Raw genomic sequence first — 19948 nt, 5'->3', positions numbered from 1 at the left:
AGCGGTCGATGCGTCATCGCCTGGCCCGGCACTGCAGCAGAGCCGCACGCAGCGCGGCATCGCCCAGCGGCAGCCGCACGAAGGCGGTGTACCCGGCCGCCATCGCGTCGCGTTCTGCGTTGGCATCGGCACGCGCGGTCAACGCCAGTCGCGGCACGCCCGGCCAGTGTCGCGCCAGCCACGCGCCCGCCGAGGCATCGCCGATACGAAGATCCGGATCGGTGGCGAGCACGTGCCACGGCGCACCCGGGAGCGCGGCCAGCGCCGCCGGATCCGCATGCCCCTGCGCCACCACGCAGCCCTGCGCGCGCAGCAGTGCCGCAACAACCTCGGCAATGTCCGGATCGGGCACCACCACCAGGACCGTCATCCCGACCATCGCCGCGTCGTCGGTTGCCGCACCCGTGGCGGCAGGCGGTGCCGGCGGGGAGGCGGTTGCCAACGGCAACCACACCTCGAACCGGGTGCCCAGGCCCGGTCGGCTGTCCACCGTGATGTCCCCGCCCATCGCCTGGGCCAGTTCGCGGCTGATCGCCAAGCCCAGGCCACTGCCGCCATGGCAGGCCATCGTCGCCGCCCCGTCGGCCTGCTCGAAGCGCTGGAACAACCGCTGCACCTGCGCTGCGCTCATGCCCGGCCCCGTGTCGGCCACCACCAGATGCAGGCCCTGCCCGCCAAGGCCGGCGCGCACCGACACCTCGACGCTGCCGCGCGCGGTGAACTTCACGGCGTTGCCCACCAGGTTGAGCAGTATCTGGCGCAGCCGCCGCGGGTCGCCCAGCAGCCACTTCGCCGGATCCAGGTGGCTGCACCACTGCAACTGCACCTGTTTGGCAGTGGCGACCGGCAGCATCAGCGCATGCAGTTCGTGCAGCAGCACCCGCGGTGAGAACGCGACGGTGTCCAACTGCAGGCGCCCGGCTTCGATGCTGGCCAGGTCCAGCGCGTCGTCGACCACCTGCACCAGGTGCAGGCCCGCGCGGCGCAGACTGTCGGCCTGCGCATGCTGCTGCGGCGACAGCGGCCCTTGCAGCAGCAGGTCACTCCAGCCGGCAATACTCGTCATCGGGATGCGGATACGCCGGCCAAGACGGCTCAGGAACCGGGTGCGGCGCGCCGACGCCTGCTCGGCCAGGCCGCGCTGGACACGGGCCTCGCGCCGGGCCGCGCGTTGCCGCACCGCGTAGGTGACCAGCCGTCCCAACAGCACCGCGACCAGAACAGTCGTCACCAGCAACACTGCCTTGCCGGTGCCGGTCTGCCACCACGCAGGTGCGACCTGAAGCAGACGCTCGCTGGGCGCCGACCACGCACCTTCGCCATGCCGTGCCTGCACCACCAGGCGGTGCGTGCCAACCGGCAGGCGCGCAAAGGTGCGCAGCGCTACCGGCCCGGTGTCCACCCAGTCCGGGTCATGCCCGTGCAGGCGGAACCGATGCTGGATGCGATCGGCATCACCGGGACCGAGCAGATTCACCGCGATCTGTATGTTGCGGTCGCTGCTGGTCAACGGCACCGTCGCCGCACCGGCGCGCACGCTCAGCGCGCTGCCATCGCGCTCGACGCGCACCGCGTTGACCACCAGCACCGGCGGCAGGTCACGCTCTACCACCGCCGTCGGCTCGATCAGCAGCAGTCCGCCTTCGCGCACGGCGGCGGCCAACGCGCCGGTGCCCAGCCGCACCAGGCGGTGGGCGAGGATCTCCTGCACCGGCAGGCCATCGGCGCTGCCCAGCACCCGCACCCGCCCCCGGTCCGGGTCCACCCGCACCACGCCGCGCGCGGCACCGGCCCAGACCACGCCCTGTGCATCCACTACCAGCGCCTCGGCACGCAGCAGCGGGTAGCCCTGCGCTCCGTCGAACCGGCGCAGCCGGTGCAGCGTGCGTCCGTCCCAGCGGTGCTGTTCCAGCGCATCCTGGCGGCTGAGCCACAGGCTGCCATCGTCAGCTTCGGCGATGGCAGCCACTGCACTGCCCGTGCGTTCGGCAGCGATAAAACGGCCACGGGGGACATCCCAGACCTTGAGCCCATCGCGATCGGTCGCCCACAGCACACCGTCGCGGCTGCACAACATCTGTCGGCGCGCCGTCGCCGCACTCAGACCCAGCCGCTCCGGCGGCTGCGCACGCTGGCGTTCGCCACGCGCTGACCACTGCTGGATCTGGTCGGTCCCGGCCACCCACACCGTGCCATCCGGGCACGCCTGCAGATGCAGGGCTCCAGTAGCCGCCAATCCGCCCAGCGGCCACCGACGGACCTCGCCGCGTGCGGGATCGTAACGTGTCAGGTGCCCCGCACTGGCGATCCAGACACGCTGCTGCGGGTCTTCGGCCATGCCCACCGACAGCGCGCTCAGCCCCGTGTGTGGCAGATCAAGATGGTCGCTGCTGGTGCCGGTGCGCAGGTCCAGGCGCTGCAGCCGGCCCTGACTGCCTGCGACCCACAGCCGTCCATCCGCCGCCCCTGCCAGGGCCACCGCGTAGTGGCTGCGAAGGCCGGGAAGCCCATCGCCCGCCCGGGGCAATGCCGTGAATTCGCGCCAGCGCGCCGACAGCCGCCACACGCCGTGCGCGCTGCTCAGGAACCAGATGTCGCCCTGCCGGTCCTGCAGCGCCGTGTGCATTTGCACCGCGCGCGCCGAGGGTCCCTGCACCGGGCGGAGTGGGACGCGCTGGGTGTGCCTTCCGCGCTGCAGGTACAGCCCGGTGTCGCGCTGCTGCCACAGCACGCCGTCGCCACTGCGCAGCAACGATCGCCCGGTTGCCGACACGGCCTCGAAACGCGCGCCGGTGCCTTCCACCCACGCGTGCACCGCGCCGCTGACATGCACGCCGCCCTGCGGATCGGGCCATAGCGCGTGTATCGCACCATCGGCGCCGGGCCCGACGCCGGCGCGTTGCAGGCGCCCGTCGGCGAACTGGCGCAGCCCGTGCGAGGTACCCACCCACAGGCCTCCGGCGTGGTCGACCGCCAGGGCGGTGACGGCATCGGCAGCGGCATCCACCGCCTGCCACGGCGCGTCCAACGCCGGCAACATGTACAACCGGTGATCCGACCCGATCACCCACAACGCGCTGTCACCGCCACCGGCAATACCGTGGATGGCACCGCTGCGCACGGCCCACGGTGCCTGCACGCCAGCACGTTCGAAACGGCGACGGTCAGGGCCCATCAGCAGCAGGCCGCGCGAGCTGGTGCCCAACCATAACCGGTCGGCGTCGTCGATATGCAGCAGGCGCAGGGTGGTGTCGGGCAATCCGTCGTCGTGCCCCCACACGCGCGATCGCCGCCCGTCAAAACGCATCAGGCCATCGGTGCCCGCCATCCACAGATAACCGGTGGCGTCTTCGGCCATGGCGTGGATGCCCGTGGTGGGCAGCCCATCGATGACACCCAGTTGACGTGGCCACGGCAGGTCGAGCACCGTCGCCAGCACCGTCCAGGGCCAGCAGGCCAGCAACAGCCCGGCCAGCCAGCAGCGGCCGCCCCCTCGCCCTGCGCTGCTCACCCCCACCTGTCAATCGAACCCGAACCCATTCATCGCGGGAACGATAAACCGGCGATGCGACCCACGCAGCCCATCGCCCGTGGCGAGATCACATCCTGACAAATTCCAGATTGGATCGATCGCGCCCTAACAACTGACGCGGTCAATCAGGAGGCGCGAAGGGCGCGCCTCAATGCTCCCGCTGACGCAGTGCCCGGGCCTGCGCGATGGCCTCGATCAGCAGGTCACCGGTCACCGGCTTGCGCAGGAAACCGTCGAAGCCCCCTTCCAGCACCTGCTGTTCGGCGTAGGCATCCGAGCGGGCCGTGACGGCGATCAGCGGCAACTCATAGCCCATCGCACGCAGCTGGCCGGCGATGGCGATGCCATCCAGTGCCGGCAGGTCCAGATCGAGCAACCCGACATCGAAGCTACCGGCGGCCACTTCGGACAAGGCGGCCAACCCATGCAGCACGTGCACCACCTCGTGGCCACGCGCCTGCAGCAGGCCGGCAATGACGTTGGCTACGGTCGGGTCGTCTTCGACCAGCAGCAGCCGCAGCGGCGGCAACTGGATCCGCGCGGCGTCCGAGGCGTGGCTGGCAACGTTGCCCTGCTGCAGCGTCCAGGGCAGCGGCAGCTGCACGCTGAAACGTGCGCCGTGCCCAAGCCGGCTGTCGATGTCGATACGCCCGCCCATCGCCACCGCCAGCTCCTGGCAGATCGCCAGGCCCAACCCGCTTCCGCCATAACGCGATGCGGTGCGTGGTCCGTCGGCCTGTTCGAAGCGATGGAACAGGCGCTGCTGCTGATCGGTGTTGATGCCCGGCCCGGTGTCGGCCACCTCGAAAATGATGCCCATGCCGCCATCGATCAGCTCGGCGCCCAGGCTTACGTGCCCGCGCTCGGTGAACTTGATCGCATTGCCCAGCAGGTTCATCAGGATCTGTCGCACGCGCATTTCGTCGCCACTGACCAGGATCGGGCCGGGCAGATTGAAACTGCGCTCGAACGCCAGGCCACGGTGGTGCGCCATCGGCTCCATCAGCGCCTGCACCTGGGCCAGCATCGACATCAGGTCGAACGGACGGATATCCAGCTCCAGGCGGCCGGCTTCGATCCGGGCCAGGTCCAACGCATCGTTGACCAGCCGCAGCAGGTGCGTGCCAGCATGCTGGATCGAGGCCGCATAGCCACGCTGCAGTTCATCCAGCGGCGTGGCCAGCAGCAGTTCGCTCATGCCCAGCACGCCGGTCATCGGCGTGCGCACTTCGTGGCCCAGCGTGGCCAGGAACTGGCTCTTGGCCTGCGATGCCTGCTCGGCGATCTGCTGCTTGTGCACGGTCAGCTGCCATTGCTGGCGACGTCGCAGGCGCACGCGTGCCACGTACACCACCACGGCCACCAGCAGCAGCCACAGCAGCAGATAGCCCAGGATCGCCCAGCTGCTGCGCCACCACGGCGGCAGCACGTCCACGCTGAGCGTGCGCGAGGGCGTCCACTGTCCCTGCGGGGTGGCCGCCTGCACGTCGATGGCGTACTGGCCGGAGGGCAGGCGCGACAGCAGGCGTTCGCCATCGGCCGCCTGCATCACCCAGTTCTGGTCGTAGCCGGACACGCGGTAGCGATAGCGGTTGCCCTGCGGGTTGGCGAAGGACAACAGCCGTGCGGTGATGATCAGGTCGCGGTCCTGCGGCCCCAGCACGATCGGTGCATCCGGTGGCAGCGACTGCTGGCCTTCGGCGTCGTCGCGGCGTACCTGCACGTTGTCGATCACCAACTCCGAGGGCGGCAGCGGCACATCGGCGGCATCCGGGTCGAAACTAACCAGTCCGGTGGCGGTCACCGCCAGCACCCGGCCGTTGGCCGCGCGGACCGGCGGCCGCCCGCTGAATTCCACGTCGGGCAGGCCATCGCGTTCGCCATAGACGCGCAACCGGCGCTGCGCGCCATCCCAACGCACCAGCCCGCGCGGCGTGGTGGCCCACACCAGGCCCTGACGGCCGGTGACCACCCCGCCCATCGATACCGCCGGCAGGCCCTGCACAGCACCGACCCGCTCGCGCAGGGTCATGCTCAGGCCATCCCAGCCATAGCGTTCCAACGCCCCGTTGCGCGCCATCCAGACTTCGCTCGGGCTGGTCCAGGTGATGTCATAGATGCTGCCACGGGATATACCGGGGACCTGCTCGAAGCGGTCCTCGTTCCAGCGCAGCAGGCCCATGTCGCCCATGATCCACAGCTGCCCGCGCGGGTCGAACAGCATCTGCTCGACCGGGTTCTCGGTCAGGCCGCGGCCCTCTTCGATGCGAATGGTCTCCAGCAGGTTGCCCTGTGCATCGCGCCGCTGGATGCCAAGGCTCATGATCGAYATCCACAACTCACCGTTGGGTGCTTGGCGGATCAGGTCGATGCGCTGGCGCACGTCTGAACCGCCGCCGATCTTCCACTCGCGCAGCTGCCCGGTACGCGGCTGGTAGAGGCCCAGGCGCCCGCCCCGACCGATCCACAGCGCGCCATCGGCGCGCGGCAGCACCGACCAGATGGCGCCCACGCCGACCTGCGTATCGTCGGCGATCTGGCGCAGCGTGCCCTGCGCGTCCAGCTGGTAGATTCCGTGCGCCCCGCCGATGTAGAACTCATTGCCGGCCGCGGCACCGCTCAGCAGGTAGACGCTGTCCAGCGGCTTTCCCTCCAGCTGGTACCAGGTGGAAAAGCGCTTCCACCCCGGCGGCAGATACGCCAGGCCCTGGGTCAGCATGGCCACCCACAGCCCACCTTCGTGGTCCTGCAGCATGTCCAGCACGCCGCTGCGCGCGGTCAGGAAGCCGCTGCCGGCATCGCCGGCCAGCAGGTGCACGCCGGCCTCGTCGCCGCGGTACAGGCCATCGGCCGTTCCCAGCCAGTAGCCGCCGTTGCGGTCATGGATGACGGTGGCGGCACGCACATCGGCGCTGAGCGTCCACGGCGCCTTGCGCACGCTGCCGTCGGCATCAATGCGGAACAGGCCGCCTTCGGTGCCGGCCCACACGGTGCCATCGGGTTCACGGGTCAGGCGGAACACGCTCTTGCCGCCCAGCAACGCCGGCGCGATGCGATGGAAACGCTGTCCGTCCCAGCGCGCCACGCCACTGCCGGTGCCTACCCACACATGCCCCTTCGGGTCGGCCAGCATGGTGTAGATGGTGTCATCGGGCAGGCTGGTGGGATCGTTGGGATCGGCGTGGTACTGCACCAGGCTGCCGTCTTCGCCCCGCCGGCAGATGCCGTGCCGGTTGGTGCCGATCCACAGCGACTTGGCCGCATAGGCCAGCGACCAGAACTGGCCATCGCAGCGGGCATTGAGGTCGGTGAAATGCTTGAACGCCGCACGCCCGGGGGCCAACATGCTCAGGCCGACGCCGTTCACCCCCACCCACACACGGTCCATGGGGTCGACCAGCAGGGTTTCCACCTCGTTGCCGGGAATGGAGCCGGGGTCGGCCGGATCGTGCCGCCAGACCCGCAGGCCCACCCCATCCACGCGTGCCAGGCCGTCGTCGGTGGCTGCCCATATGTAGCCCTGGCGATCCTGCGCCAGTGCCAGCACCATGCGCGACGGCATGCCGTCGGCAGCGCCGAGGCGGCGCATGCGCGGCGTTTCTGCCGATGTTCCTGCCGTTGTTTCTGCGGCCCATGCCGCCGCCGGCAGCAGGCACAATGCCAGTACCAGCAGCACGATGCCCGCGCAGCAGCCACGCGTTCCCATCGCCATCCAGATCTCCCTGTAGCCGCTGATTGTCCCACAGCCCCTGCGCCCGCGCGCGGGCGTCAACCGCCGCCGGGCCGCCCGAACCGGAAAGTTGCACCACGATCTGTTGCAGCCATGACACTGCTGCCGATAACGGTGCTGTGCGTATGATCGGCCCTGACCTTCCCGGAGCCCGGCCATGATCCTGCGCCTGACCCTTGCCCTGCTGCTGTGCACTGCCCCATGGGCAGCGCGTGCCGCGCCCGATACCTACCGCTTGGATCCAGTCCACACCCGCGTGCTGTTCGCGGTGGAGCACGCCGGCTTCTCCCACGCGCTGGGCACGGTGTCCGGCAGCGAAGGGGTGCTGGTGTTCGATCCGCAGGACTGGCGGACCGCCACGCTCAGCGTGAGCGTTCCGATCCAGCGGCTGGACCTGGGCGATGACAAATGGAACACGGCTACCCTGGCGCGCAACCTGCTGGATGCCGAACGCTTCCCGCAGGCCCGGTTCGTCTCCACCCGGGTCGAGCCCATCGACGACAGCCACGCCAACGTGACCGGCCAGCTGACCCTGCACGGCGTCACCGCCGAGGTCACCCTGGCGGTCACCCTCAACGCCCTCAAGCGTCACCCGCTGCCCCCGTTCCGCCGCACCGCCGGTTTCTCCGCGACTGCCACGCTCAGCCGCAGCGCGTTCGGCGTGTCTGGCTGGCCGTCGATGATTGGCGACGCGGTGGAGCTGCGGATCGAAGCGGAAGCCGTTCGCGACAGAAACGCCGCCGATCCGGCGGACACGCCGCCTGTCGATGCCACGGGAACTCCCGTGCCGCGCGACGACTCCCAGATTCCATCCCCACAGCCGGTCGAGGAGACCACGCCATGACTGCCAAGAACACCGCGACCCGCTGGGGCGGCGTCAGCCAGACCCTGCACTGGGTGATCGCCCTGCTGATCCTGGCCATGGGCATCCTGGGCCTGACCATGGGCGAGTTCCCCAAGACGCCCAAGTACTTCTGGATCTACACGCTGCACAAGTCGGTGGGCATCACCGTGCTGGCGCTGGTGGTGGCGCGGCTGGGCTGGCGCCTGTACGCCGGCGCCCCCGCCCCGGTGCCCGGCACACCGACCTGGCAGGAACGCATCGCCTCGGCCACGCACTGGCTGCTGTACGTGCTGATGTTCGCCCTTCCGCTGTCGGGCTGGCTGTACGACTCGGCCAGCGGGCTGCGCCCGTTCCGCTGGTTCGGCCTGGTGGACGTGCCCAAGCTCAGCGGTCCGGATGAACGCACCACGCAGCTGTCCCATGCCATCCACGAGTGGGGCTTCTGGCTGCTCATCGCGGTGGTGCTGGCCCATGCCGGCGCCGCGCTTTACCACCATTTTTACCAACGCGATGCCACCCTTGCGCGCATGCTGCCGCAGCGCTGGCTTGCCTCCCCCCAGAAGGACTGACCATGAACATCAAGCTCTCCACTCCCGCGGCCGTGGCCGCCGCCCTGGCCGGGCTGATGGCCACCGCGCCGGTGCTGGCCGCCGATTACGTGCAGGCGCCGGGTTCGGTGCTGGTGTTTGCCACCAAGTACGACGGTGAAGTATTCACCGGCACCTTCCCCGGTTTCGACACCAAGCTCAGCTTCGACCCGGCCAAGCTGGAAGGATCGAAGCTGGAAGTGACCATCCCGCTGGCCGGCGCCAAGAGCGGCAACAACGACCGCGACTCGACCCTGCAGGGCGCGGACTTCTTCAACGTCGGCAAGTTCGCCCAAGCCAAGTACAGCGCCACCACGTTCCGTGCGCTGGGCAACAACCAGTACGCCGCCGACGGCACCCTGGAACTGCGCGGCGTGAGCAAGCCGGTCACCCTCACCTTCACCTGGACCCCCGGCGCGCAGCCGGTGCTGAGCGGCAAGGCCACGGTCAAGCGCCTGGACTTCGGCGTGGGCGGCGGCGACTGGGCCGACACCAAGACCATCCCGAACGAAACCGCGATCAGCACCAAGGTCGTACTGAAAGCAAAATAACCCGCCCAGATGCGGCCGGCTCGCCCAAACCGGGTAGAGCCGACCGTTGGTCGGCTGCCACAGCGCCGACAAGACCCCGGGTAGAGCCGACCGTTGGTCGGCTCCCGTAGTCCGCGCAGCCGACCAACGGTCGGCTCTACCGGATCCAGGCCTCCACCGCCGCCACATCGAACGGCCAGTCCAGTTCCCGCCCCTGCGCATCGCGCAGCACCGGCACGCGCAGCCCGTAACGGGCCTCCAGCGCCGCATCGTCGTCAACGAACACACTGTCCAGCCCAGGTACCCGGGCCTGGGCCAGGACCGCCAGGGCCTGGTCGCACAGATGGCAGTCATCACGCTGGAACAAGGTAAACACCGGCCCACCCGCCTTCGGAAATGTTGCGCCGCACTCAAGGCTGGCGCCTGCGACAGCATAGAATAGTGCTCCATCCGATACCCGCAGTTTGGCAATCATGGCTGTCAGCACGTTCGACGTTTTCAAGATCGGCATTGGCCCGAGCTCCTCGCACACCGTGGGACCGATGAAGGCCGCCGAACGCTTCGTGCACCGCTGGTTGCTGGACCCGGGCCGCCTGCAGGACGTGGTGCGCATCCGCGCCGACGTGTACGGCTCGCTGGCCCTGACCGGGCGCGGGCACGGCACCGACAAGGCGGTTCTGCTCGGGCTGGAAGGCCAGCGCCCGAACCTGATCGACCCGGACATCATCCCCGAGACCCTCGAGCGCATCCGCAGCAGCAAGCGGATCCAGCTGATGGGCACCCACGAGATCGCCTTCGACGAGAAGCGCGACCTGGGCCTGAACAAGCGCCAGAAGCTGCCGTACCACACCAACGGCATGCGCTTCACCGCCTATGACGCCGACGAACAGGTCATCGCCACGCGCGATTACTACTCGGTCGGCGGCGGCTTCGTGGTCAACCAGGACGATGCCGCCGACGACCGTATCGTGCCCGATGAAACCCCGCTGCCCTATCCGTTCAAGAGCGGCGACGAACTGCTGGCGCAGACCGCGCGCAGCGGGCTGAGCATTGCCCAGATGATGTTCGAGAACGAAAAGTGCTGGCGCAGCGAAGACGAAATCCGCGAGCAGCTGCGCGAGATCTGGAGCGCGATGCAGGCCTGCGTGGCCCGTGGCATCCGCCAGGAAGGCACCCTGCCCGGCGGCCTGCACGTGTCCCGTCGCGCCCCTGCGCTGTACCGCGAGCTGTCGTCCAAGCCCGAAGCGGGCATGCGCGACCCGCTGACCACCCTGGACTGGGTGAATCTATACGCGCTGGCGGTCAATGAAGAAAACGCCGCCGGTGGCCGCGTGGTCACTGCGCCGACCAACGGTGCAGCCGGCGTGCTGCCGGCGGTGCTGCATTACTTCGACCGTTTCTGCCCCGGCGCCAACGAACAACGCATCTTCGACTTCCTGCTGACCTCGGCGGCCATCGGCATCCTGTACAAGGAAAACGCCTCGATCTCCGGCGCCGAAGTGGGCTGCCAGGGTGAAGTGGGCGTGGCCTGCTCGATGGCGGCCGGCGGTCTGGTCGCCGCGCTCGGCGGCAACCCCAGCCAGATCGAGAACGCCGCCGAAATCGGCATGGAGCACAACCTCGGCCTGACCTGCGACCCGATCGGCGGGCTGGTGCAGATTCCCTGCATCGAGCGCAACGCGATGGGCGCGGTGAAGGCGATCAACGCCAGCCGCATGGCCATGCGCGGCGACGGCAAGCACAAGGTCTCGCTGGACAAGGTGATCAAGACCATGCGCGACACCGGCCGCGACATGCAGGACAAGTACAAGGAAACCAGCCGCGGCGGGCTGGCGGTCAACGTCATCGAGTGCTGATCGACCGCCCCCGGCGGTAGAGCCGACCGTTGGTCGGCTGCTCGCATGCGCATCATCGGCCCGCCTGCACGGCCGCTCCGGTACAGTCGGTACTCCCCTGTTCCGGAGACCGCCATGCGTATCCTGGCTGCCGCCCTGCTTGCCTGCCTGCCGCTGACCACGCTTGCCGCCGACACCTACGGCCCCCGCCTGGAGGGCTTCGACTACCCGTGGCCGGTCAAGACCTTCGACCTGGAATCACAGCGGCAGCCGCTGCAGATGGCCTACCTGGATGTCCCCCCGTCCGGCACGGCCGTGGCGGGCACGGTGGTGCTGCTGCACGGCAAGAACTTCTGCGCGGCCACCTGGAAAGACACCATCACCGCACTCAGCGCGGCGGGCTACCGGGTGATCGCGCCGGACCAGATCGGGTTCTGCAAATCCAGCAAGCCCGAGCGCTACCAGTATTCGTTCGGCCAACTGGCGGCCAACACGCATGCACTGCTCGCCCACCTCGGCCTGGATGCGGCGCAGGTCGACCTGGTCGGCCATTCCATGGGCGGCATGCTGGCCGCACGCTATGCGCTGATGTATCCGCAGCAGCTGCGCCGGCTGGCGCTGGTCAACCCGATCGGACTGGAAGACTGGAAAGCCAAGGGCGTGCCGTGGCGCAGCGTGGATGCCTGGTATGCGGGCGAACTGAAGACCAGCTTCGAGAGCATCAAGAAGTACCAACTGGACGTGTATTACAACGGCGACTGGACGCCGGCGTACGCGCAGTGGGCGCGCATGCAGTCGGGCATGTACGACGGCCCCGGAAAACAGGCGGTTGCCTGGAGCCAGGCGCTGACCTCGGACATGGTGTTCAACCAGCCGGTGGTCTACGAACTACCGGACATCCGCGTCCCGACCACGCTTTTCATCGGGCAGAAAGACCGCACCGCGATCGGCCGCGACCTGGCGCCGCCCGCCCTCAAAGCCACCCTCGGCGACTATCCCGCATTGGGCAAGGCCGCAGCAGCCGCCATCCCCGGTGCCACCCTGGTGACCTTCGACGACCTGGGCCATTCGCCGCAGGTGCAGGCCCCCGCGCGGTTCAACGCCGCGTTGCTGAAGGCGCTGTCCACCGCCCCCTGACCACCGGCGTAGAGCCGACCGTTGGTCGGCTGCCGTTCGCGCAATGCATGACATCAAGAGCAGCCGACCAACGGTCGGCTCTACGMGCGGARTGCGCCAGCGTTGCTATGCCCCGTGTCACCGATGCGCMCGMACCGGTAGAGCCGACCGTTGGTCGGCTGCCGTTCGCGCGATGCTGAGATCAAGAGCAGCCGACCAACGGTCGGCTCTACGSGCGGAGTGCGCCAGCRTTGCWATGCCCCGTGTCACCGATGCGCMCGCACCGGTAGAGCCGACCGTCGGTCGGCTGCCGTTCGCGCGATGCATGACATCAAGAGCAGCCGACCAACGGTCGGCTCTACGGGCGGAGTGCGCCAGCGTTGCAATGCCCCGTGCCACCGATGCGCCCGCACCGGTAGAGCCGACCGTTGGTCGGCTGCCGTTCGCGTGATGCATGAGATCAAGAGCAGCCGACCAACGGTCGGCTCTACGCGCGGAATGCGCCAGCGTTGCWATGCCCCRTKTCACCTATACGCCCGAGCCGGTAGAGCCGACCGTTGGTCGGCTGCCGTTCGCGCGATGCATGACATCAAGCGCAGCCGACCAACGGTCGGCGTTACCGCCGCACGATCGCCAGTACGTCATCCAGCAGCGCCGCCGCGGTGACGTCCGCGCCTGCGCCCGGCCCCTGGATCAGCAGCGGCTGGGTGGGGTAACGATCGCTGTGGATGGCCACGCGGTTGTCGGTCTGGCCGCCACCGGCCAACGGATGGCCCAGCGGCAGGATGCGCAGGCCGACCGTCGCGCCGTCATGGTCGAAGCCGCCGACGAACCGCAGGCAACCGCCCTGTTCCTGCGCCTGCTGCCAGAGCGCCTGCAGCGGTGCATCCAGCAGCGACAGCTGCGCCAGCGCGGCGTCGGTCGGCAGCGCGGCAAGTGCGGCCGGCACCAGCGAGGTCACCGCCACCTGCTCACCGCGCAGTGCGATACCACTGGCCCGTGCGAGGATCAGCAGCTTGCGGCGCACGTCCTCACCGGACAGGTCCACGCGCGGATCCGGCTCGGTATACCCGGCGCTGGCCGCTTCACGCACCCATTCTGAAAATGCGCGCTGGCCGTCATAGTGATGAAGCAGCCAGGCCAACGAGCCGGACAGCACGCCTTCCACGCGGTGGATGCGGTCGCCGCCGGCCACCAGCGCGCGCAGGCTGCTGAGCAGGGGCAACCCGGCACCGACCGTGGCGCTGTCACCGTACTGCGCACCGCCGCCGAGCCGCCCTTCGGTGATCGCCTGCGCCCGCGCCAGCTGCGCGCCCTGGCCCAGCTTGTTGGCGGTCACCACGTGCACGCCGCGCGCCAGCCATTGTTCGTGCCAGTTGGCCACGTCGTCGCTGGCCGTGGCATCCACCACCACGTCGCCACGTTGCAGACCTTCGGCTTCGGCCCACGGTTGCAGCGCCGGCGCCCCGCGCACGGCCAGGTTGGCCTGCTGCAGTTCGTGTTCGGGTGCCTGCGCGCACGCACGGGCGGTACGCGAATTGGCCAGCCACGAGAACGCCGGCAAGGCCACACCACGCGCCTGCAGTGACTGGTAGCGCTGCACGAACGCAGTGCCCACGGTGCCGGTACCCAGCAGCGCCAGGCGACGTGCGGGGGCGGCCACCAGGGTCAGAACCGCGCTCATGCATCCACCTGTTTGCGCACCACGGCCTGCGCGTGCAGGTCGATCACCGCCTGCGCGCGCTCCAGCCCGGCCTGCAGGTCGGCCACCAGGTCTTCCGGCGACTCGATGCCCACCGACAGGCGCAGCAGGCCCTCGCTGATGCCGGCATGCGCGCGCGCTTCCGGGGTCATGGCCGCGTGGGTCATGGTCGCCGGGTGCGCAACCAGGCTCTCGACACCGCCCAGCGATTCGGCCAGGGTGAAACAGCGCAGGCCATCCACGAACGCGCGCACCGCCGCATGCGGATCATCGCCCGGGCAGGAGGCCAGTTCGAAGGACAGCATCGCGCCGAAGCCGTCCTGCTGGCGGGCGGCAATGGCATGGCCGGGGTGGTCGGCCAAGCCCGGGTAGTAGACCTTGGCCACCGCGTCGCTGGCAGCCAGCAGGTTGACCACCTCGGTGGTGTTTTCCTGGTGCGCGCGCAGGCGTGCACCCAGCGTGCGCAGGCCGCGCAGGGTCAGGAACGCGTCGAACGGGGAGCCGGTCAGGCCCAGCGCGTTGGCCCACCACACCAGCTGCTCGTGCACGGCCGGATCGCGCGCGATCACCGCGCCGCCGACCACGTCGCTGTGGCCGTTGATGTACTTGGTGGTGGAATGCAGCACCAGGTCGGCACCGAAGGCGATCGGCCGCTGCAGCGCCGGCGACAGGAACGTGTTGTCCACCACCACCTTGGCCCCGGCCTTGTGCGCGGCATCGATGACGAAGCGCAGGTCGGTGATGCGCAGCAGCGGGTTGGACGGGGTTTCCACCAGCACCAGCGTGGGCGACTGTGCCAGCGCATCGGCCAGCGAGCGCGGGTCGGTGAGGTCGGCGGTGATCAGGCCGAAGTGGCCCTTCTTCGCCAGTGCGTTGAACAGGCGCCAGCTGCCGCCGTAGGCATCGTGCGGCACCACCAGCGTGTCACCGGGCTGCAGCAGCGCGTTGAGCACCAGGTTGATCGCGCCCATGCCGGTGGAGGTGATCACGCCGCCCGCGCCGCCTTCCAGCTCGGCCAACGCTTCGCCCAGCAGGTCGCGGGTCGGATTGCCGCTGCGGGTGTAGTCGTACTGGCGCTTGTTGCCGAAGCCATCGAAGCTGAAATTGGAGGACAGCACGATCGGCGGGGTCACCGCGCCGTGGGCGGTATCGCGGTCGATGCCGGCGCGCACGGCGGCGGTGACACGGCTACAGGACGGCTCGGTACCGGTGGACAGGCTCATGCGGTTTCTCCCAGGGAACGGATGGCGTTGGCGAGGATCGCGTCGATGCGATCGGTTTCTTTGAGGAAGGCGTCGTGCCCGTAGGGCGAGCGCAGCACGCGCAGGCTGCCGCGCGGACCCAGCCCTTCGACCAGGCCGACGCAGTCGGCCAGCGGCACCAGGCGGTCGCCTTCCACGGCCACCACGACGGTCGGCACCCGAATGGCGGCCGGGTCGACGCGGTGCAGATCGATCGATTCGGACAGGCGCAGGTAGGCATCCACCGGGGTGCGCGCGGCGTACTGCGCGCCTGCGGCATCCAGATAGTCTTCGGCGGCAACGCGCACGCGACCGTTGACCACTTCCGGCGGCGCATCGAAGCGCTCGCCGAATTCTTCGGGCGTGCGGTAGCTGAGCATCGCGAACTGGCGGGCCAGGACCAGCCCGTGGCTTTCAGCGCACTGCAGCTGGCCCAGCGCCACGGCACGGCGCTGCAGCGCGCGCCACGCGGCGGCATACGGATGCGGGCGATGCGCGCCACTGACCGCGACCAGCTTGAGCAGGCGCTGGCGGTGGCGGATGGCAAACTGCTGCCCCACCAGCGCGCCGTAGGAGTAGCCCACGAAGCACTGCAGCTGGGAGATGCCAAGATGATCGAGCAGCAGCGCCAGCGCATCGGCCTGGTCGGCGGTGTCGATCGGCAGGTCGAGCGCGCCATCGGCACCGATGAAATCGAACGCCAGGATGCGCTGCACCGCAGGATCCAGCGCGCGGCCGGCCGCGACCAGTCCTTCGGCCCAGCCCTTCTCGGGGAACTCCGCATTGGCGGCCACGTGGCGATGCGCGGAAATGCCCCCGGCCAGCACCACCACCGGCGCATCGCCACGCCCGACCAGTTCATAACGCAGCCGGACCGGGCGCGGGCCGTTGTGACGCATCGACAGCACCGCGGCGATTTCGCCGCGCACGGCGTGCAGTCCAGCGTCGAGCGGAACGCTGACGGGAGCGAAAGTGTCGGTGGCAACAGCGGCGGCAGTGGCGAAACCCATGGCGGTATCCAAAGTAGGAAAACGGCCATCGAGCTTTCGCGGAGCTCGCGTTCGAAGTACACGCACGGTGCACGGTTCGAACCATCTTTCGGAAGACGCCAACGGTCTCCGCAGGATTTGGCACCTACGCAGGTCGCTTGCGCGTCTGCGGGCTGCCCCGGCTTCAAAGGGCCTGTCCCTCTGCCGGTCTCGATGGTGGAGCCACGATGCCAGCCCTTTCCGGACATGTCAATCCTTTCATCGGGATGAAGCGATATAGTTTTTTCTCATCAGTCGCCCAGCCCCCGCCGAGGCGGTCGCTTTCCTGAATGAACCCGGTTGCGTACAGTCGCGCCCATCGTCCCTGGATGGCTGCCATGCGCCGTACCCTGCTGCTGACCGCGCTGCTCGTTCCCCTGGCCCTGCAGGCGGCCACCGCCCCCGGCGGCGCGGGCTGGCGCGCCGGCTGGGGCCTGGTCGGGACGCACCCGGCCGATGCCCCCGCAGCGCCGGTCAGCGCGGGCATCGCCACGGTCAGGCTGGAGGGCGGCGGCAACCGCTGGCAGGCCCGGGTGGACAACCACCTGCCGGGGCCGGTGCAGGTGGTGCTGCGCCAGCCGGCCGGGGCAACCGCCCTGCCCGGCCTGCCGCTGCAGACGGTACTGGCGGGTTCGGCCAGCGTGGTGGTCAGCCGCCTGCAACTGCCCGGCGACGTGCCGCGCCTGGACGTGCTCTTGGACGCGGTGCCGGGCGACCCGAGCGCCACCCCGCAGGACGTGGCCTATGCGCTGCCCTTTGATGCCAGGGGCGTCCAGGTCACCCAGGCCCCGCAGGGCCGCTTCAGCCATACCGATGCCGAAAACCGCGATGCCATCGACTTCGCCCTCCCCGAGGGCACCCCGGTGCTGGCCGCACGGGCCGGACGGGTGATGCAGGTGCAAGGCAGCTTCGTTGCGCATGGTCTGGACCCGCAGCGCGACCGCGACCGTGCCAACTTCATCCGGATCCTGCACGAGGACGGCAGCATGGCGGTCTACGCCCACCTGCAGGCCAACGGCGTGCTGGTGCGCAGCGGCCAGCGGGTGGAGGCCGGCCAGCGCATCGGGCTGTCGGGCAACACCGGCTACAGCACCGCCCCGCACCTTCACTTCGTGGTCCAGGCCAACAGCGGCATGCACCTGCGCTCGGTGCCGGTGCGTATCGTGACCCCGCAGGGCGAGCTGCACTTCGCCCGCGAGGCCGCCGCCAGCGGCGACGCCGGGCAGCCCTGACCCCGGCCGCGCCCCACCCCCGCTATACTGGGCGGCTTATCTCCATGAAAAGCGCCCCGGGCGGGCGCGTCACGCCATGTCCGAAGTCGCTACCGAAGCTGCGCGCCGCCGTACCTTCGCCATCATTTCCCATCCTGACGCCGGCAAGACCACGCTGACCGAAAAGCTGCTGCTGTTCGGCGGTGCGATCCAGATGGCCGGCTCGGTGAAGGGCCGCAAGGCCGCCCGTCACGCCACGTCCGACTGGATGGCGCTGGAAAAGGAGCGCGGGATCTCGGTCACCTCCTCGGTGATGCAGTTCCCGTATGAAGGCAAGATCGTCAACCTGCTCGACACCCCCGGCCACGCCGACTTCGGCGAGGACACCTACCGCGTGCTCACCGCGGTGGACTCGGCGCTGATGGTGATCGACGTGGCCAAGGGCGTGGAAGAGCGCACCATCAAGCTGATGGAAGTGTGCCGCCTGCGTGACACGCCGATCATGACCTTCATCAACAAGCTGGACCGCGAAGGCAAGGAGCCCATCGACCTGCTGGATGAAGTGGAGAGCGTGCTGGGCATCCAGTGCGCCCCGGTGACCTGGCCGATCGGCATGGGCCAGCGCCTGAAGGGCGTGGTCCACCTGATCAGCGGCGAAGTGCACCTGTACGAGCAGGGCCGCAACTTCACCCGCCAGGATTCGACCATCTTCCCGTCGATCGATTCGCCGGGCCTGGCCGAGAAGATCGGCGAGCGCATGCTGGCCGACCTGCGCGACGAACTGGAACTGGTGCAGGGCGCCAGCCATCCGTTCGACCTGGAGGCCTACCTGGCCGGCAAGCAGACCCCGGTGTTCTTCGGCTCGGGCGTGAACAACTTCGGCGTGCAGCCGCTGCTGGACTTCTTCGTCGCGCACGCGCCGTCGCCGCAGCCGCGCGCTACCACCGGCCGGGTGATCGCCCCGCAGGAAAACAAGCTGACCGGTTTCGTGTTCAAGATCCAGGCCAACATGGACCCGCAGCACCGCGACCGCGTGGCCTTCATGCGGGTGTGCTCGGGCCGTTTCGTGGCAGGCATGAAGACCTTCCACGTGCGCACCGGCAAGGAAATGAAGCTGGCCAATGCGCTGACCTTCATGGCCAGCGACCGCGAGATCGCCGCCGAGGCATGGCCGGGCGATGTGATCGGCATCCACAACCACGGCACGATCTCCATCGGTGACACCTTCACCGAGGGCGAGGCGGTGAGCTTCACCGGCATCCCGAACTTCGCGCCGGAACTGTTCCGCCGCGCCCGCCTGCGCGATCCGCTCAAGCTCAAGCAGCTGCAGAAGGGCCTGGCGCAGCTGTCCGAAGAGGGCGCCACCCAGTTCTTCCGCCCGTTGATGAGCAACGACCTGATCCTGGGCGCGGTGGGTGTGCTGCAGTTCGACGTGGCGGCCTACCGCCTGAAGGACGAGTACGGCGTGGAAGCCACCTTCGAGCCGGTGAGCGTGACCACGGCGCGCTGGGTGACCTGCAGCAATGAAAAGAAGCTGGAGGAGTTCCGCGAGAAGAACGCGGGCAACCTGAGCATCGATGCCGCCGGCCAGCTGGTGTACCTGGCACCGACGCGGGTCAACCTGCAGTTGGCGCAGGAACGCGCACCGGACGTGCGGTTCGCGGCCACGCGCGAGGCGGCACACAGCGTTTCGGTGTCCTGAGACAGCGGCTGAACAGGCACGCGTGCATGCGCGTGCCAACGCGGCGATGATAGGGGGGAGCGGGTCCCCCTCCCCGCACCGTCGATGGCCATGACTACAGTTGCTTCTGTTCGTGAAGAAATCGCCAGCGCCTTGACCCACGGGCTGGGCGCGGTTGCCGCGCTCGCCGCCAGTGCGGTGCTGATCACCCTTGCCGCCATTTATGGCGACGGCTGGCAGTTGGCCAGCGCGATCGTGTTCGGGGTGGCCTTGTTGCTGCTGTACACGGCGTCGACGCTGTACCACGCGATCCAGCACCCGGTAGCGAAGGGGCGGCTGAAGGTCTTCGACCATTGCGCGATCTATGTGTTGATCGCCGGTACGTATACGCCGTTCACGCTGATCGGTCTGCGCGGGGGTCCGTGGGGCTGGGGGATGTTCACGGCGATCTGGGCGCTGGCGCTGGCCGGGGTGATCTTCAAGCTGTTCTTTACGGGCCGCTTCAAGCTGCTGTCGACGATCATCTACATCGCGATGGGCTGGATGGTGATGGTGGCGATCAAGCCGATGTGGGCGTCGATCGACGGCTGGACGCTGGGCTGGCTGCTGGCCGGCGGTCTGTCCTATACGTTGGGCACGTACTTCTACCACCGCGAGTCGATCCGCTATTCGCACGCGATCTGGCATCTGTTCGTGATCGGCGGCAGCGTCTGCCATTTCGTCGCGGTTACTGCGCAGATTCTTTGAGGTTGTTGGTTTTTTTCGGCAACTTTTTAAGGTCAAGGTCAACTTCAACTGCTGGAGCCGGTTGGCCGGTGCTGTCGGCCGGGTCGGGGCGGGTGGGTTGGCGGGACACGCCGCAAGTACGTCCTTGTAGGCTCGTTCGCGCCATCCATGGCGCTCTACGGTCC

14 protein-coding genes and 1 riboswitch are annotated in these 19948 nt (G+C 68.8%); of the genes, 8 read left to right on the top strand and 6 right to left on the bottom strand.

Annotated elements, in window-relative coordinates:
• Positions 1-13: 13 nt before the first annotated feature.
• Positions 14-3511 carry an ATP-binding protein gene (locus AC1DCJ_RS13490; RefSeq protein ID WP_478071180.1) on the bottom strand — a complete coding sequence of 1166 codons (3498 nt, stop codon included), beginning with the start codon at positions 3509-3511 and terminating at the stop codon, positions 14-16.
• A 169-nt stretch (positions 3512-3680) separates the two neighbouring features.
• Entirely contained in the window at positions 3681-7244 is a 3564-nt protein-coding gene (locus AC1DCJ_RS13485; RefSeq protein ID WP_478071179.1) for a hybrid sensor histidine kinase/response regulator, read from the bottom strand.
• A gap of 175 nt (positions 7245-7419) precedes the next feature.
• Here AC1DCJ_RS13485 and AC1DCJ_RS13480 point away from each other — a divergent pair, with 175 nt between their 5' ends.
• Genes AC1DCJ_RS13480 through AC1DCJ_RS13470 form a run of 3 tightly spaced genes read left to right on the top strand, consistent with a single transcriptional unit; the run spans position 7420 to position 9244 of the window.
• Positions 7420-8106: a YceI family protein gene (locus AC1DCJ_RS13480; RefSeq protein ID WP_478071178.1), complete on the top strand. Its 687-nt coding sequence runs from the start codon at positions 7420-7422 to the stop codon at positions 8104-8106.
• Entirely contained in the window at positions 8103-8675 is a 573-nt protein-coding gene (locus tag AC1DCJ_RS13475; protein ID WP_128097170.1) for a cytochrome b, read from the top strand. The genes AC1DCJ_RS13480 and AC1DCJ_RS13475 overlap by 4 nt, the downstream gene beginning before the upstream one ends.
• A gap of 2 nt (positions 8676-8677) precedes the next feature.
• Positions 8678-9244, top strand: a complete 567-nt coding sequence (locus AC1DCJ_RS13470; RefSeq protein WP_137191628.1) for a YceI family protein — start codon at positions 8678-8680, stop codon at positions 9242-9244.
• Between the two features lie 136 nt (positions 9245-9380).
• On the opposite strand, the gene AC1DCJ_RS13465 is transcribed toward AC1DCJ_RS13470, so the two are convergent.
• Positions 9381-9599 carry a glutaredoxin family protein gene (locus tag AC1DCJ_RS13465; RefSeq protein ID WP_137191676.1) on the bottom strand — a complete coding sequence of 73 codons (219 nt, stop codon included), beginning with the start codon at positions 9597-9599 and terminating at the stop codon, positions 9381-9383.
• 97 nt (positions 9600-9696) lie between these two features.
• Between AC1DCJ_RS13465 and AC1DCJ_RS13460 the strand changes: the two genes are divergently transcribed.
• The gene (locus tag AC1DCJ_RS13460; RefSeq protein WP_137191629.1) at positions 9697-11079 is read left to right on the top strand and encodes an L-serine ammonia-lyase; all 1383 of its coding nucleotides are present in this window, start codon (positions 9697-9699) and stop codon (positions 11077-11079) included.
• 114 nt (positions 11080-11193) lie between these two features.
• Positions 11194-12195 carry an alpha/beta fold hydrolase gene (locus AC1DCJ_RS13455; RefSeq protein ID WP_463601474.1) on the top strand — a complete coding sequence of 334 codons (1002 nt, stop codon included), beginning with the start codon at positions 11194-11196 and terminating at the stop codon, positions 12193-12195.
• A gap of 595 nt (positions 12196-12790) precedes the next feature.
• Here the strand turns inward: AC1DCJ_RS13455 and AC1DCJ_RS13450 are convergent.
• Genes AC1DCJ_RS13450 through metX form a run of 3 tightly spaced genes read right to left on the bottom strand, consistent with a single transcriptional unit; the run spans position 12791 to position 16127 of the window.
• Positions 12791-13858, bottom strand: coding sequence for a homoserine dehydrogenase family protein (locus AC1DCJ_RS13450; RefSeq protein WP_478071177.1), 1068 nt, complete (start codon positions 13856-13858; stop codon positions 12791-12793).
• The gene (locus AC1DCJ_RS13445) at positions 13855-15099 is read right to left on the bottom strand and encodes an O-succinylhomoserine (thiol)-lyase (RefSeq protein WP_137191632.1); all 1245 of its coding nucleotides are present in this window, start codon (positions 15097-15099) and stop codon (positions 13855-13857) included. Before AC1DCJ_RS13445 ends, AC1DCJ_RS13450 begins: the two co-directional genes overlap by 4 nt.
• Positions 15096-16127, bottom strand: a complete 1032-nt coding sequence (metX, locus tag AC1DCJ_RS13440) for a homoserine O-succinyltransferase MetX (protein WP_314405267.1) — start codon at positions 16125-16127, stop codon at positions 15096-15098. The genes AC1DCJ_RS13445 and metX overlap by 4 nt, the downstream gene beginning before the upstream one ends.
• A gap of 78 nt (positions 16128-16205) precedes the next feature.
• Positions 16206-16326, bottom strand: a riboswitch (SAM riboswitch).
• A gap of 157 nt (positions 16327-16483) precedes the next feature.
• On the opposite strand from metX, the gene AC1DCJ_RS13435 reads away from it, so the two are divergent.
• The 3 genes from AC1DCJ_RS13435 (at position 16484) to trhA (ending at position 19784) form a co-directional block, all read left to right on the top strand.
• Positions 16484-17377, top strand: a complete 894-nt coding sequence (locus tag AC1DCJ_RS13435) for a M23 family metallopeptidase (RefSeq protein ID WP_478071176.1) — start codon at positions 16484-16486, stop codon at positions 17375-17377.
• Positions 17378-17453: 76 nt separating this feature from the next.
• Entirely contained in the window at positions 17454-19058 is a 1605-nt protein-coding gene (locus AC1DCJ_RS13430) for a peptide chain release factor 3 (RefSeq protein WP_137191635.1), read from the top strand.
• An 84-nt stretch (positions 19059-19142) separates the two neighbouring features.
• On the top strand, positions 19143-19784 hold the full coding sequence (gene trhA, locus AC1DCJ_RS13425; protein ID WP_137191636.1) for a PAQR family membrane homeostasis protein TrhA: 642 nt from the start codon (positions 19143-19145) through the stop codon (positions 19782-19784).
• The last annotated feature ends 164 nt before the right edge of the window (positions 19785-19948 follow it).

This window comes from Stenotrophomonas sp. 10N36, assembly GCF_056395005.1.
This window is presented reverse-complemented; position numbering and strand designations above follow the sequence as displayed.